This window comes from Actinoplanes sp. NPDC026623, from assembly GCF_040638275.1.
Classification (GTDB): Bacteria; Actinomycetota; Actinomycetes; order Mycobacteriales; family Micromonosporaceae; genus Actinoplanes.
Genome location: NZ_JBEZXZ010000012.1, coordinates 1 through 14,572 on the forward strand (window position 1 = coordinate 1; position 14,572 = coordinate 14,572).

General features: G+C 75.3%; 12 protein-coding genes. 6 read left to right on the plus strand and 6 right to left on the minus strand.

What is annotated here, in order from left to right; all coding sequences use genetic code 11:
- The 3 genes from AB0F10_RS05670 to AB0F10_RS05680 all read right to left on the minus strand — a co-directional run.
- Positions 1-623 (minus strand): DNA glycosylase AlkZ-like family protein (locus tag AB0F10_RS05670; RefSeq protein WP_360620627.1); only part of this gene is annotated, 623 nt, incomplete at its 3' end.
- 75 nt (positions 624-698) lie between these two features.
- A complete protein-coding gene (locus AB0F10_RS05675) occupies positions 699-3,011 on the minus strand; it encodes an ABC transporter permease (protein WP_360620628.1) in 2,313 nt (770 codons plus the stop codon).
- Complete coding sequence (locus tag AB0F10_RS05680) at positions 3,008-3,712, minus strand: ABC transporter ATP-binding protein (RefSeq protein ID WP_360620629.1); 705 nt, start codon at positions 3,710-3,712, stop codon at positions 3,008-3,010. Before AB0F10_RS05680 ends, AB0F10_RS05675 begins: the two co-directional genes overlap by 4 nt.
- Before the next feature lie 191 nt (positions 3,713-3,903).
- On the opposite strand from AB0F10_RS05680, the gene AB0F10_RS05685 reads away from it, so the two are divergent.
- The gene (locus tag AB0F10_RS05685; RefSeq protein WP_360620714.1) at positions 3,904-4,641 is read left to right on the plus strand and encodes a histidine kinase; all 738 of its coding nucleotides are present in this window, start codon (positions 3,904-3,906) and stop codon (positions 4,639-4,641) included.
- Positions 4,638-5,330, plus strand: coding sequence for a response regulator transcription factor (locus tag AB0F10_RS05690; protein ID WP_360620630.1), 693 nt, complete (start codon positions 4,638-4,640; stop codon positions 5,328-5,330). Before AB0F10_RS05685 ends, AB0F10_RS05690 begins: the two co-directional genes overlap by 4 nt.
- A gap of 4 nt (positions 5,331-5,334) precedes the next feature.
- On the opposite strand, the gene AB0F10_RS05695 is transcribed toward AB0F10_RS05690, so the two are convergent.
- A complete protein-coding gene (locus AB0F10_RS05695; protein WP_360620631.1) occupies positions 5,335-7,665 on the minus strand; it encodes an NB-ARC domain-containing protein in 2,331 nt (776 codons plus the stop codon).
- Positions 7,666-7,718: 53 nt separating this feature from the next.
- Between AB0F10_RS05695 and AB0F10_RS05700 the strand changes: the two genes are divergently transcribed.
- The 3 genes from AB0F10_RS05700 to coaD all read left to right on the plus strand — a co-directional run bounded on the left by AB0F10_RS05700 (position 7,719) and on the right by coaD (position 9,840).
- Positions 7,719-8,633, plus strand: coding sequence for an aminoglycoside phosphotransferase family protein (locus AB0F10_RS05700; protein ID WP_360620632.1), 915 nt, complete (start codon positions 7,719-7,721; stop codon positions 8,631-8,633).
- 128 nt (positions 8,634-8,761) lie between these two features.
- Entirely contained in the window at positions 8,762-9,319 is a 558-nt protein-coding gene (locus AB0F10_RS05705) for a dihydrofolate reductase family protein (protein ID WP_360620633.1), read from the plus strand.
- Positions 9,320-9,384: 65 nt separating this feature from the next.
- Positions 9,385-9,840 carry a pantetheine-phosphate adenylyltransferase gene (coaD, locus tag AB0F10_RS05710; RefSeq protein ID WP_360620634.1) on the plus strand — a complete coding sequence of 152 codons (456 nt, stop codon included), beginning with the start codon at positions 9,385-9,387 and terminating at the stop codon, positions 9,838-9,840.
- Between the two features lie 22 nt (positions 9,841-9,862).
- Here coaD and AB0F10_RS05715 read toward each other — a convergent pair whose 3' ends face one another.
- Positions 9,863-10,315 carry a hypothetical protein gene (locus AB0F10_RS05715; protein ID WP_360620635.1) on the minus strand — a complete coding sequence of 151 codons (453 nt, stop codon included), beginning with the start codon at positions 10,313-10,315 and terminating at the stop codon, positions 9,863-9,865.
- 171 nt (positions 10,316-10,486) lie between these two features.
- On the opposite strand from AB0F10_RS05715, the gene AB0F10_RS05720 reads away from it, so the two are divergent.
- Positions 10,487-13,717 carry a tetratricopeptide repeat protein gene (locus AB0F10_RS05720; protein ID WP_360620636.1) on the plus strand — a complete coding sequence of 1,077 codons (3,231 nt, stop codon included), beginning with the start codon at positions 10,487-10,489 and terminating at the stop codon, positions 13,715-13,717.
- Here the strand turns inward: AB0F10_RS05720 and AB0F10_RS05725 are convergent.
- A complete protein-coding gene (locus AB0F10_RS05725; protein WP_360620637.1) occupies positions 13,698-14,504 on the minus strand; it encodes a hypothetical protein in 807 nt (268 codons plus the stop codon). The two genes, AB0F10_RS05720 and AB0F10_RS05725, sit on opposite strands and share 20 nt — an antisense overlap.
- Between the last annotated feature and the right edge of the window lie 68 nt (positions 14,505-14,572).

Sequence of the window (14,572 nt, forward strand, 5' to 3'; positions counted from 1 at the left end):
AGCTCCGCGCCGACCGGGTCGGTGCCGTCCGGCGCCGGCGGATCCACCTCGCGCCCCAGCCAGGCGGAGACCGGGAGGTAGCGCGCGCCCGCCCTCGCCCGCCAGACGCCGCGCGGCGGCAGCTGCACCGCCGGGATCAGGGCGCCGATCAGCATCTCGCCCAGCGCCCGGGTCCCCGGCTGCGGCCAGCGCCCGGCCACCGCCCGCGCGAGCTCGGACATCGTGCGCGGCTCACCGTCGGCCAGCACCGCCCGGCCCGCCGCCGCGAGCTCGCCGAGGTCCACCCCCTCCAGTTCGCGGCGGTAGACCCCGAGCACCCGCCGGCGCAGCATGAGGCCGTGGCGGGACCGCCAGGCCAGGACGTCGCCGGCGGCGAGCAGGTGGACGGTGCGGCGCATGAGGTGGGTCCGGACCACCTCGCGCCGCACCAGCAGCTGCGACAGCACGGCCGGGTCGAACGCGCGCAGCCGCGACCAGAGCCCGACGAACGGCTCCTGCGGCTCCTGCGCCTGCAGGCCGCACAGGTGCCCGACGGCGTCGAGGACCGGCAGGTCGGCGCGCTCGAGAAGCAGCTGCCGGGCCAGCGTCGCGCGGTTGAGCGCCCGGACGCCGAGGACGGTCACCGGCCCATGCCCCGCTCCCTCCGGCAGGTTGCCACGGCAAAAGGCAACAGTCGCAGGCTAAACCGCGATCGAGGGTCACTCGTTGTGCAGCACCTCGGCGATCGTGGTCCGGGCCGCGGCGCGCGCCGGCACGAACGCGCCGAGGGCGGCGATCGCGATGCCCACCGCCAGCAGCAGCGTCAGCAGCGCCGGCGAGTAGACGTGCAGCATGAAGTCCGGCAGCGCGATCTGGGCGGCGCTGACCATCAGCGGGACGACCAGGCGGTGGGTGGCGATCCCGATCGGGATGCCGACCAGGCCGCTGAGCGCGCCCAGCGCCGCCATCGACGTGACCATCATGGCCGTCACCTGGCCCGGGGTCATCCCGATGGACTTGAGCATGCCGAGGTCGCGACGGCGTTCCCGGGCGTTGAGCACCACCGTGTTGAAGACGCCGAGCGCCGCCACCGTGCCCAGCATCAGGGTCAGCAGGGTGACCGAGGCGAGCAGGATCGCGGAGAACGCGTCGCCGTCGTCCACGGCGATCGCATCCACGCCGGGATCGCCGCGGCGGACCCCGTCGAGATAGGCGCCGACGTCGGTGTCCGGATCGAGCCGCACCTCGTAGGAGTCGGCCCGCTGCCCGGGTTTGATCAGCGCCAGGCTCGACCAGTCGGCGAAGACGACCTGCGCGGAGTTGGTCAGCACCTCGGCGACGATCCGCAGCCGAAGCTGCTTCCCGTCGAGCGCCAAGGTGAGCTGGTCGCCGATGTCGAGGTCCGCGCGGGCCAGGAACCGGTGCGTGACGGCGACCTGGCCGGCGCCGGTCACCGGCTGCCCGCGCAGCACCCGGTAGCCGAGGTCGGCGAGGTCGGCGCGGTAGAACCGCACCATGGTGGGTTCGGCCGCACCCACCCGCCGCATCTGCAGGTTCGCGCTCGCGAAGACCGCCGCGGTGCCGGGCAGCGACCGCAGCATCGCCTCCTCCGCCGTGTCGCTCAGCGTCGCCCCGGTCGCGCCGGGGCCGTCGGTGTAGACCTCGACCTGCGCCGCACCGGCCTGCTGGGTCGCGTCGCTCAACTCGGTCACCGACCGGGCCAGGCCGAGCGCGAACGTGACGCTGGTGACGCCGAGGATCACCGCGGCCATCGTCAGGGCACTGCGGCCCGGCCGGGCGAACGGCAGGCCCAGGCCGAGGCTGACCGCCCGCGGCAGCCGGCTGCCGGTGAGCCGGCGCTGGATCCACCGCCCGCGCCCGGCGTGCGGTGTGCTGCCGGCGCTGATCGCCTCGATCGCCGACAGGCGCCGGGCGCGCAGCGCGGGCAGCAGCGCGGACAGCGCGACGATCGCGGGTATCCCCAGCAGGGCGGCGACGCTGACCCAGGGCGACACGCCGACACCGCCGGCCCCGTAGATCTTGAAGTCCTCGTGCAGCAGCGGGGTGGCCAGCGCGTTGCCCAGCGCCGTGCCGAGCACGCAGCCGATCATCGCCGGGACCGACACCATCGTGAGGTAGACGGCGAGCACCTGATCGGGGGTGAAGCCCAGCGCCTTGAGCACGCCGATGTGCCGGATCCCGGCCACGACCGCCCCGCTGACCACGTTGGCGACGATCAGCACCGCCACCGCGAGGCCGAGGATGCCGAACACCACGAGGAACGGCACCAGCGTCGACGCCTGCGCGGACGCCTTCGCCCGCAGCGCCAGATAGGAGCTGGTCGCGAGCAGCGCGTCCGCCGGCACGCCGGTGGTCGCCGCCGCGACGCCCGAGGCGACCTGCGCGTTCGTCGCCGCGGGCGCGAAGCGGTACAGCATCTGCAGCACGGTCGGGTGCAGCGCCGTCATCTGAGCGGAGCTGACCCAGGCCTGTGCGGAGTCGCTCACGGAGAAGGCGGAGCCGACGACGGTGAGTTCCGGCCCGCCGGCGACGCGGATCCGGGTGCCCAGCGCCAGCGGGGTGCCGCCGTCCCCGGCCTCGACCGGGTTTCGGTTGAAGACGATCTCGCCCGGTGCCGTGGCCCAGCGGCCCCGCCACACGTTCAGGCGGTCGACCGGTCCGCCCGGATCGTCGCGCCCCACCAGGGTGGCCTCGAACGGGTGCAGCCCGTCCGCGTCGAGCAGCAGGTCGCGCATGGCCAGCCCGTACGGCCCGGCGACCGCGTCGACCGCGGGGGTGCGGGCGGCGGCCGTGAGCTGCGCCGCCGAGACCTTCGCGGGGTCGAACGCCGAGACGGCGTGTGCACCCTGCTGCTTGGCGTACGCCTGGTCGAACGGTCCGGAGGCCGCGGCCAGCAGTCCGAGCGCGACCACCGCCATGGTCGTCGACAGCCCCACGACCACGCCGATCACGATCGTCTGCAGCCGGCGCCGGCGCACCGCGGCGCGCGCGGCCCGCCACACGGCGCTCACTGCGCGGACTCCAGGCTGCGCTCGCGGGCCACGCGCCCGTCCACGACCTCGATCAACCGGCTGGCGCAGCGGGTCGCGAGCCGCTCGTCGTGGGTGACGAGCAGCAGCGTCTGCCCGATCTGGTTCAGGTCGAGCAGCAGGTCCATCACCTGCTCGCCGGCCCTGCTGTCCAGTGCGCCGGTCGGCTCGTCGGCGAGCAGCAGCGCCGGGCGGTTCATCAGCGCCCGGGCGACCGCGACGCGCTGCCGTTCGCCGCCCGACAGCTGCGCCGGGTAGGTGTTGCGGCGCCCGGCGATGCCGAGCTCGTCGAGCAGCTCCAGCGCGCGCCGGCGGGCCTGCGCCGCCGGGGTCCCGGTCAGCTGGGCGGCCAGCGCGACGTTGTCGAGTGCCGGCAGGTCGTCCAGCAGGTTGAAGAACTGGAAGATCATGCCGATCCGGCGGCGGCGGAACAGGGCGAGACCCTTCTCGTTCAGCGTGCCCAGGTCGTCGCCGTGCACGACGACGGTCCCGGAGCTCGGCCGGTCCAGCCCGGCGACGAGGTTCAGCAGGGTCGACTTGCCGCTGCCGGACGGGCCCATCACCGCGACGGCCTCGCCGGGGCGGATCTCGAGATCCACGCCGTCCAGGGCGACGGAGTCGCCGTACTCCTTGCGTACGGCCGAGAGGCGGACCACCGGCTCGGTGCTGGCATCACTGTTCATGGTGGTAGAGCCTGGGCTACCCGGGCGGCGCGGGCATCGGCCCGTCGGGGTATTCGCCTCGCGCACCTCATCCCGTGGAGGTAGGCACCGGTTCCGGGGGGTGATGCGGACGGCGGTGCGGGCCTGACACAGTGGGCGGCGTGTGGGAGCTGAGCGTCGCGGCGGGTGCGGTGCTGATCGCCGCGTTCGCGCTGGCCGGGCTGGCCGGGGCCCGCCGGGCCGCGGCCCGCGCCGGCGCGGAGCGCGGCTGGCTGCTGGAACGGGAACGGCAGGGCGCCGCCCGGCACGCCGTCGACGCCGAACGCGCCCGGATCTCGCGGGAGCTGCACGACATCGTCAGCCACAACGTGAGCCTGATGGTGGTGCAGGCCGCGGCGGCGCGCGAGGTGCTGGACGCGGCACCGGCGGACGCGGCGGCCGCGCTGCTGGCCGTCGAGGCGGCCGGCCGGAACACGATGGCCGAGCTGCGGCATCTGCTCGGCGTGCTCGCGCCCCTGCCGGACGGCGAGGACGAGCTCGCACCGCAGCCCGGGCTGGGCCGGCTCAGCCCGCTCATCGACCGGATCGCGTTCGCGGGGATGCCGGTCGAGGTGCGGATCTCCGGCGAGCCGCGGCCGCTGCCCGGGGGAGTCGACCTCACCGCGTACCGGATCATCCAGGAGGCCCTCACCAACGCGCTCAAGCACGGCCACGGGGGCGGCGCGGAGGTCACCGTCCGGTACGCCCCGCGCTACCTGCGGGTCGAGGTGCTCAACAGCGGCCCGAGCGTGCTCTCCGGCGGCCGCCCGGCCGGGCGCGACCAGCAGGACGGGCGGGGGCTGCTCGGCCTGCGCCAGCGGGTGGCCGTCTACGGCGGCGAACTCGACGCCCGGCGGCGCCTCGGCGGCGGCTTCCGGGTCCGCGCCCGCATCCCGCTGGCACCGTCATGACCGAACGCGGGGAGGCGCCGCCGCGGGTGCTGATCGCGGACGACCAGGCGCTGGTCCGCACGGGCTTCCGCATGATCCTCACGGCCCGCGGCATCAGCGTGGTCGGCGAGGCGGCGGACGGCGCCGAGGCGGTGACGGCGGTCCGCGAGCTGCGCCCCGACGTGGTCCTCATGGACGTGCGGATGCCGACCATGGACGGCCTGGAGGCCACCCGCCGGGTGGTGGCGCTCGCCCCGGACTGCCGGGTGATCATCCTGACCACCTTCGACCTGGACCGCTACGTCTACGCCGCGCTCGCCGCCGGCGCGAGCGGCTTCCTGCTCAAGGACGTGACGCCCGCGCACCTGGCCGCGGCGGTGCGGCTGGTCGACACCGGCGACGCGCTGCTCTCACCCTCGATCACCCGGCGGCTGGTCCAGCGCTTCGCGGCCGGGCCGCACGCCGCGGTGACGCCGGCCCTGCACCGGGACCTGGCCGTGCTGACGCCCCGCGAACGCGAGGTGCTGACCCTCATGGGCCGGGGGCTGTCCAACGCGGAGATCGCCGCGACGCTGATCCTGAGCGAGGCGACGGTGAAGACCCACGTCGCCCACGTCTTCGCCAAGCTCGCCCTGCGCGACCGCGCCCAGGCGGTCGTCCTCGCGTACGAGACCGGGCTGGTCGCGCCGGCCGCGGACGGCCCGGCTTGACTCGTCACCGCTCCTGATCCGGCTCGTTGAGCCGCCGCACCAGCCCCGGCCCCCGATGGATCGGCGCGTCACCGACGAGCTCCTCGCCCCGCAGCCGCGCCTCGACGGCCTCCGGCTCGCGGCCCAGCATCCGCAGCACCGTGCACCGGTGCAGCAGCAGCTCACCCATGCGCACCCGCATCCCGAGCCGCTCGTACTCCGCGATGCCCAGGTCGTATTCCGCCAGCGCCTGCGCCCAGCGCCCCTGCATGTCGGCGAGCTCGCCCAGCGCCGCGTGCGCGCCGCCGATCCCGCCGCCGCTGCGCAGCCGCTCGAAGACGGCGAGCATCTCCGCGAAGTCGCGCCCGGCGGCGTCGAACGCGCGCTCCTGCGCCGACAGCCAGCCCCGCTCCTGCAGGCAGTAGCCGAGCAACTGGTCGTCGCCGGTGCGCTGGGCGGCCCCGAACGCCTCCGCGAACAGCTCCCGGGCCCGCACCCGGTCACCGGCGAGCTTGTGCGAGAGCCCGAGACCCAGCACCGCCCAGCCCCGGGCCACCTCCGGGCCGTCGGCCAGCAGCTCCACCGCCCGGGTCAGCATCGGGGCGCTCAGCTCCGGCCTCCAGAAGGTGTTGTAGAGCGTGCCCAGCGACAGCCGCACCTCGGCCTCGTCCTCGACCGCGCCCAGCCCGGACAGCAGCTCCAGCGCCCCCAGCAGCGCCGACTCCGAATCAACGAACTGGTCCTGCGCCCGCAGCGCGTCGCCGACCCGCCACTGCGCCAGCGCGATCTCCCGCACGTTCGACCCGAGCCGCTCCGCGATCTCCAGCGCCTGCTCCGCGGCCGCCAGCTCCAGATCGACGAGGCCCGCCATCCCGTACGAGTGCGACACCCACCGCAGCGCCCGTACCCGGAAACCCTCGTCGCCGGCCGCGACCGCGGCCGCCGCACCGGCCTGCCACAGCCGCAGCCGCATCGAGTGGTCGGCCACGTCGTCCAGCAGCGGGTGAACGGCCACCACCAGACCCATCGCCTGCCCGGTCAGCCCCGCACCCACCGCCGCGTGCAGCACGGCGACGACGTTGTCCCACTCCGGCTCCGGCCACACCCCGGGCCGGGCCTGCCCGGTCAGCCACCGCACCTGACGCCGCAGGCACTGCACCGCGTCGTCGCCGGCCTGCTCCTGCGCGAACAACCGCAGCAGGTCATGCAGCCGGTACCGCTCCGGCGCCGGCGACTCCACCAGGAACGCGTCCACGAGCCGCTCCAGCGCCTCCGCCACCACATCCTCGCCCAGCTCACACCGCGCCGCCGCGGCGCCGAGCGCCAGCGACGTGCCCGGATAGCCGCCCGCGAGCCGGAACACCGCCTGCTCGACCGGGCCCAGCTCCTCGTAGCCGGCCTGGAAGCTGGACCGCACCGCCCGATCCGCCAGCCGCAGCTCGTCGAGGCGCCGCTCCTCGTCGACCAGCCGGTCCGCCAGCGCCGACGCCGACCACTGCGCCCGCGCCCGCAACCGGCCGCCGGCGATCCGCACCGCCAGCGGCAGGCCGTCACACAACCCCACCACCCGCCGCGCACCGTCCGGATCCGCCGCGACCCGGCCCCCGCCGGCGGTCATCGCCAGCAGCTCCAGCCCCGACCCCGGATCCAGGGCGCCCAGCGTCAGCACCTCGGCGCCCAGCAGGTCCGACAACAGCCGCCGGCTCGTCACCACCGCCAGGCAGCCCTCCCCGCCGGGCAGCAGATGCCGCACCTGCGCCGCGTCACGCGCGTCGTCGAGCAGCATCAGCACCCGCCGGTCGGCGACCGCCGACCGGAATCGCGCCGCCAGATCCACCACGTCGCCGCGCAACTCGTCGTCGGGGCGCCCCAGCACCCGCAGGAACCGCACGAGCACCGTCTCCGGCGGCACCGGATCCGCCGACGCGCCCCGCAACGCGGCGAACAACTGCCCGTCCGGGTAGCGGTCGCGCGCATCGTGGGCGATCCGCAACGCCAGCGCCGATTTACCCGTACCCGGGGCCGCCGCGATCACCACCAGCCGCGCACCGCCCGAGACGGCCGCGTCCACCGTGGCCAGTTCCTCGGCCCGGCCGATGATCACCGGAGCCGCCGGCAACTCGCCCGGGCGCGACACGACCGGCGCCGCGGCCGGCGCGGCGGGGGAACCCAGCCGGTGCTGCCACACCGCGAGGCCGGCACCGACGACCGCGAGCAGGCCGACGAGCAGCCACGCGTACGGCCGCAGCCCGGCCGGCAGGACGCCACCGGTCGCGACGTTCACGGCCACCGCCAGCAGCACCGAGAACAGCACCGACATGACGATCAGCAACGGAACCGACCGATGCCGCATCATGCCAGGAAACATACAGGGGCATCGCTGTCCGCGCCCCTGTCAAAATCGCGGCCATGAGATCGGAGCTGATCACCCGGGCGCTCGGCCTGCCCGACCCCGTCGGCGAACCGCGGCCGTTCACCTACAGCAGTTCGCAGACCTGGACGCTGGACACCACCGACGGCCGCGTCCTGCTCAAACACCTGCCGGCGGCCCAGCCGGCGACGCTGGCCTTCGAACGCAGGGCCCGCGCCGCCGCGATCGCCATGCCGACCCCGGTCGGCCACCCGGCACACATCGACGGCGTCGGCCTGGTCCGCGCGTACGCCTGGATCGACGGCCGCCCCCTGCGCGACACCGACGACATCGCCGCCTGGCTCGGCGAAACCCTCGCCCGGCTGCACGCCATCGAACCCGCCGAGCCCGCCGGACCCGACTGGTACCACCTGCACGACGACCGCTGGCACACCTGGCTGCGCGCCGCGCCACGCCCCTGGACGCCGGCGCTGCGCGAACACCTGCCGGACATCCTCGCCGCCACCGCCTGGGTGGCCCGCGCCTTCGACGACACCGCCGACCACGTGACCACCCACCGCGACATCGAAACCCACAACATCATGATCACCGCGGCCGGCCCGGTCCTCATCGACTGGGACAGCGCCGGCCCCGACAGCGCGGGCCTCGAAACCGCGCACGCGGCCTACTCGCTCGCCACCCACCACGGGCCCCGCCCCGACCGCGCCGCGATCCGCCGCGTCCTGGACGCCTACACCGCCGGCGGCGGCACCGCGCCGACCGGCCCGGACGTCCTGGCCCGCCGGGCCGGCATCCGCCTCGGCCGCCTCGCCGAACGCCTGCGCATGTCGCTGGGGGAGCAGCCGGCCGGACCCCGCGACCTCACCGAGAACGAAACCCGCGCCCAGGCCCAGATCCGCAGCTTCCCGGCCTTCACCCACAACCTCATCCGGTACGCCGACCTGTTCACCTGACCCGCCGCACGTCCGGGTTCCCGGGGCGTGAGTTCGGGACCCGCCGTGCTCGTGGGTGTCGCGCGGGCCCGCACCTCGCACTCGCTGACACGACGCCCGACGCCGTGGTGGCGTTAAACTCGTCGGCCATGGGCCAGCTGATCTTCAGCCTCAACGTCACCCTGGACGGTTGCGTCGACCACCAGGAGGGGATCGCCGACGACGAGACGCACGCCTTCTTCACCCGTCTCCTGGACGCCAGCGGGGCCATGCTGTGGGGTCGCGTCACCTACGAGATGATGGAGAGCTACTGGCCGGCCGTCGCCCGCGGCGACGTGGAGGCGCCGCCGTCCTTACGCGAGTGGGCGGTCAAGCTGGACGCCAAACCCAAGTACGTGGTGTCCTCGACGCGCGACGACTTCCCGTGGACCAACAGCCACCACATCGCCGGCGATCTGCGCGAGGGCGTGCGGCAGCTCAAGGACGCGACCCCGGCCGGGGTCCTGCTCGGCAGCGGCAAGCTCGCGACCGCGCTCGACCGGCTGGACCTGATCGACGAGTACCAGCTGCTCGTGCAGCCCAGGATCGCCGGCCACGGCCCGACCCTGCATGAGGCCGGTCTGCCCGCCACACGCCGGCTCGAACTGCTCTCGGCGGAGCCGCTCCGCAACGGCGTGGTGGCCATGCACTACCGCCGCGCGCGCTGAACCCCGGGCCGCCGGCTGCGCGGCGTCCCCGCGCTCGCCGAACCGGGCCGGCATAGTCTGGCACGGTGCTTGATGGCTCTGATGGCGGTCGCGGGCCGGCGCGGGCCGTCTATCCCGGGACGTTCGATCCGTTCACGCCGGGCCATGTCGATGTCGTCGACCGGTCCCGCCGCATGTTCGACCACGTCACCGTCCTGGTGGCCGTCAACGGCGCCAAGCGGCCGTCCCGGGAGCCGGACGCGCGGGCGCAGCAGATCCGGCGGCTGCTCCCGGCGCAGTGGACGAACGTCACGGTGGCCGCCTGGCAGGGGCTGACCGTCGACTACTGCCGCCGGCACGGGTGCGGGGTGATCGTCCGCGGCGTCAGGAACTCGACCGACTGGCGAAGCGAGTACGAACTCGCCGCGATGAACGAGGCGCTCGGCGTGACGACGCTGTTCCTGCCGGCCCGGCCGGAGCTGGCGACGACGTCCTCCACCGCGGTGCGGACCCTCCCGCCGGCTCCCGGTCCCCGCCGGTGACCCGGCGGGGACCGGCCGGGCCTCAGTCGGTGACGTTGTACTTCAGGTCGTACACGGCGTCGCCGTTGCTGAACGTCCGGGTGGCGTTGGTGACCGCGTCGCAGGCGATGGTCTCCCGGTCGACGGTGACGTTGCCGGGCCACTTGTCCAGCACCAGCCGCACCTCCAGGCCCGACGAGCCGAAGCCCGCGATCGGGTAGCCGAACGCCGCGTCGGTGTGGGTCGTACCCAGTGCGAACATCACGCCGTCGCCGCCGGAGGGGAACCAGCGGTCCTCGACCTGCAGCCACACGTAGTCCCGCTGGCTGCCGTTGTCGGTCTGCAGATTGCGGGCCTCCAGCGACACCATGTCGAAGTCGCAGCTGGTCGCGGCGGACGCCGGCCCCGCCACGGCGACCACGCCGGCCAGCCCGGCGCCGGTCAGCCCGAGAGCCAGCAGGGCGCGTCCGGCCGTACGGGTGAACAGGTTCCTCATCGTCTCGTCCTCTCGTCGCGGCGCCGCTCGGTGGCGCCGTCCCCACCGACGATCCGGACCGCCGTCACGGCCGGATCCGGGTCGCCTCACGGTCCGGGCCCGCTGGCACGTTGACGACAATGAGTTGCGCCCGCGGCGCACCACGGCGACGCTGTGCAGCGAGGGGGCGCGGTGAAACCGTCAGCGGTAAGGACGTGGGCGCCGCCCCGGCCCACCTGCCGGGTCGTGTGCGCGGCGGCCGGCTACGGCAAGACCACCGCGCTGCGGGCGTGGTATCCGGCGGCCGGGGCGCGCTGGCACCGTGGCCTGCCCGGCGGCGCCGCGGATCCCGTCGACGCCCTCGCCGGCGCGGTGCTCGACGAGGCGCGGGCCGGCGCGGGCCAGATCGTCTTCGACGACCTGCCACGCCTGCCGGCGGACACGGCCCGCGCCCTGACCGAGGCACTCGCCCGCCTCACCAGCACGGACCTGGCGGGCTCCGTCGACGTCGCGCTGGCCTCCCGGTGGCCGCTCGGCGCCGCCACCACCGCCCTGCCGGACACCGCGCAGGCCGTCATCGGCCCCGCCGAGCTGTCCCTGCCCGTCGACCGCGTCGCCGACCTGCTCGCCGACGACTACGACGTGACCGACTGGACCACCGGCGGATACGACGCCGGCGCCCGCGACCTGCCCGAGCGGGTGCACCAGGCGACCGCCGGCTGGCCCGCCCTGGTCCACCTCGCCGCCGAGATGCTGCGCACCGGCGGCGTGCCGCACGGCGACCTGCTGCCCGTGCTCGCCGCACCCGGCGGGCTGATCGCCGGCTACCTGGCCGAGGAGGTGCTGGCCGCCCTGCCCGAGCCCGCCCTCCGGCTGCTCGAGCACGTCGGGGACCTGGCACCGGTCGACCCCGACCTGTGCCGGGCGCTGGGGCACCCGAGCGCCGCCGAGACCGTACGCCTGCTGGCCCGCTGCGGCCTGCTGACCACAGCCGGATCCCCGCCGCCGGTGCCGGGCGGGCCGCCGCCGTCCGCCCGGATCGTGCCGGTGGTGGCCGAGGTCGTCCTCCGGTCCCGGCGCACCCGCACCGCGTCCAACGGCGCCGGGGTCGCCGCCCGGGCCGCCGCCTGGTTCGACGAGCACGGACCCGCCGTGTCCGCGGCGCTCGCCCACCGCCGCTGCGGACAGCACGCCTCCTGCGCCCGCGTCATCGAACGGCACGGCGAGGCCATGCTCGCCGCCGGCCACGCCGAGGCCGTCGGACGGCTCATCGCCGAGCTACCGGACCCGTTGCGCACCCCCCGGCTGTGGCTGTTCCTCGGCGACGCGCGCCGCGCCGGCGGCGACCTGGACGCCGCCATGCGGGCGTACGCCGCCGCCGCGCCCGGCCTGCCCGCCGGCAGCGCCGCACTGGTCTGGCGGATCGGCCGCCTGCACTACCACCGCGGCGACGCGCGGGCCATGCTCGCCGCCCTCGCCGAGACCGGGCCCGGCCCCCACCCGCCGGCCGACGCCGCGCAGGTCTCCGCCTGGACGGCCACCGGACACCTGCTGGCCGGCGACCCGCAGACCGCCCTGCGCCACGCCCGCGAGGCGGTGTCGCTGGCCGAGGCCGGCAGCCCCGACCCGGCCGGCGCCGACTTCGCGCCCGCCGCCGCCCTCGCCGCGGCCCAGGTGAGCGTCGCGCTGTGCCTGGGCGCGCTCGGCGACGACGCGGGCAGCGACGAGCACTACCGCCTCGCCCAGCCGATCGCCGAACGCATCAGCGACGTGGTCCTGCTCACCCGGATCATGAACAACCGCACCTACCACCTGCTGCAGGCCGCACGCTTCACCGAGGCGCTCGCCGCCGCCCGCACCTGCGCCCGCTACGCCGCCGCCGCACGCCAGCCCGAACTGCGCGACATCGCCACCTGCAACGAGGCCGACGCCCTCGCCATGCTCGGCCGCTTCGACGAGGCCGTACGCCAGTACGAGCGCGCCATCGCCGGCTACCGGCGGGCCGGATCACGGCGGGTCGCCGGCGCGCAACTCGGCCTCGGGGAGGTCTACCGCCGCCGCGGATGGCGCGAGCAGGCCCGCGCCGCGTTCGAACAGGCGGTGCGGATCTCCACCGAAACCGGCGACGGCCACGTACGCAGCCCCGCCGAAGCCGGCCTCGCCCTGGCCCTCATGGCCGACGACCCCGACACCGCCGCGGCGCACGCCACCGTCGCCGGATCCGGCGACACCCCGGCCCTGCTGGCACAGGGCTGGCTGGCCCTGCACCGCGGCGACCGGCCATCCGCCGGCGAACTCGCCACCCTGGCCTGCGAAACCGCCCGCGCCCAGGGCGACCGGCTGGGCCTCGCCGACGCCCTCGAACTGCGCGGCGCCGTCCACGCCGGCGGCCCCGCCGCCGAAGCCGGCCGCGCCCGCACCGCGCTGCGCGAATGCCACGCCATCTGGACCGAGGCCGGAGCCGCCGTCGAAGCCGCCCGGATCACCGTCACCATCAGCCGGCTGCCCGGCGCCGGACCCGACGACCGGATCCACGGGCTGCTCGCCGCCCAGCGGATGGAGTCCGCCGGCGCCGTCGCCGCCGAATCCCCGCCCACCGGCCGCCCCGACACAGCCCCGGACGGCCCCGCCGCCGAGATCAGCGTCCAGGCCCTCGGCCGCTTCGAGGTACGCGTCGACGGCGAACCGGTACCACCGTCGCGGTGGCAGTCACGCAAGGCCCGCGACCTGCTCCGCATCCTCGTCGCCCGGCGCGGCCGGCCGGTACCCCGCGAGGAACTGTGCGAGTTGCTCTGGCCCGACGACGACCCCGCCAAGACCGGACACCGGCTCTCGGTGCTGCTGTCCATCGTCCGCGGCGTGCTCGACCCCGCCAAAGCACGCGCCGCCGACCACTACCTCATCGCCGACCAGGCCAGCATCGCCCTCGACGTCACCCGGGTCCGGGTCGACGTCGAGGACTTCCTGTCCTACGTGGCCCGCGCCGCCCGACTGCTCGACGCCGGCGACCGCGACGAGGCCCGCGAACTGCTGGTCACCATCGACCGCCACCACGCCGCCGACGCCTTCGACGACGAACCGTACGCAAGCTGGTCGGGCTCGCTGCGCGAACAGACCCGAACCGCCTACCTCAGCATGCTGCGCATGCTCGCCCAGGTCTGCGGGCCCGCCACCTCCGCCGACGGCTACCTGCTACGACTGCTGGAACGCGACCCGTACGACGAACCCGCCCACCGCAGCCTGGTACGCCGCCTGGTCCGCGCCGGCCGGCACGGCGAGGCGCGCCGCGCCTTCGACCGCTACGGCCAGGCGATGCGCGAGATCGGCGTACGCCCACCGGACCGCAGCCTGCTCGCGCCGCCCGCCTCGGGCCCGCCGCAACGCGGGCCCCAGGCCGCGACACTCAATGGAAAGTACCGATAAGGGACGTCTCCAGACTCACCGACCCGTCATCGCCCTCGCCGTCCGCGGACCCGACCAGCGGCTGCGGAGCCGACCCGCCGTAAAGCGTGCCCCGCGCCCAGCTGACGCCCCCGTCAGACGCCGGCACGACCGCGTCCAGAGTCGCCGCCTCCGGCCCGGTCACCTTCGCACCCGTCGCGTACGGCTTCCCCTGCGAGTCGTGGTCCTGGCGAACGACCAGCTTGGGCCAGCCCAGGTCGTCGTTGACGGCGTGCACCATCCTCGGAGGCGCCGTCTCCGTCTGGCACACGGCGACCGCCGTCACCTGCGTGGACGCGGCACCCGGCCCGCCCGCCGTCACCAGCACCCCGGCCACCTGCGCGTTCAGGTCGATGCCCGTCACATGGCCGACCGCCGGATCCCCGGCGACATGGAACCCGACGCCGAACAACGTATCGCCGCCGGGGCAGGTCGCCACGGCCGCACCGAGACCGCTGCGGATGACCACGTCCGGATCACCCTGAGTCGTGCAGATCGCGTACCCGACGAGCGCCCAGTCGGAGGTCTGCCCCGGCGGGGCGGTCGCGGTCACCACCACCGCCCGCAGGGCCTGGTCCGGCACGATCGAAGTCAGCGCGACGCCGGTGTTGCCCGCCGGACCATAGTCGACGGCCCCGCCACCGACATAAGGCGTCGTATCCCCCGGGCAGGGCACCTCCACGACCTTGACCGGATCGGCGTTGGACTGGGTAGACCGGCCGATACGCGCCGACGCGGCATGGGCCGCCGTAGCCGTGCCGGTCGCCACCTCGGCCACCGGAACCGCCAGAGCACCCCCCGCCAAGCCCACGACCACCGCGACGGTCGCCGCCCGGA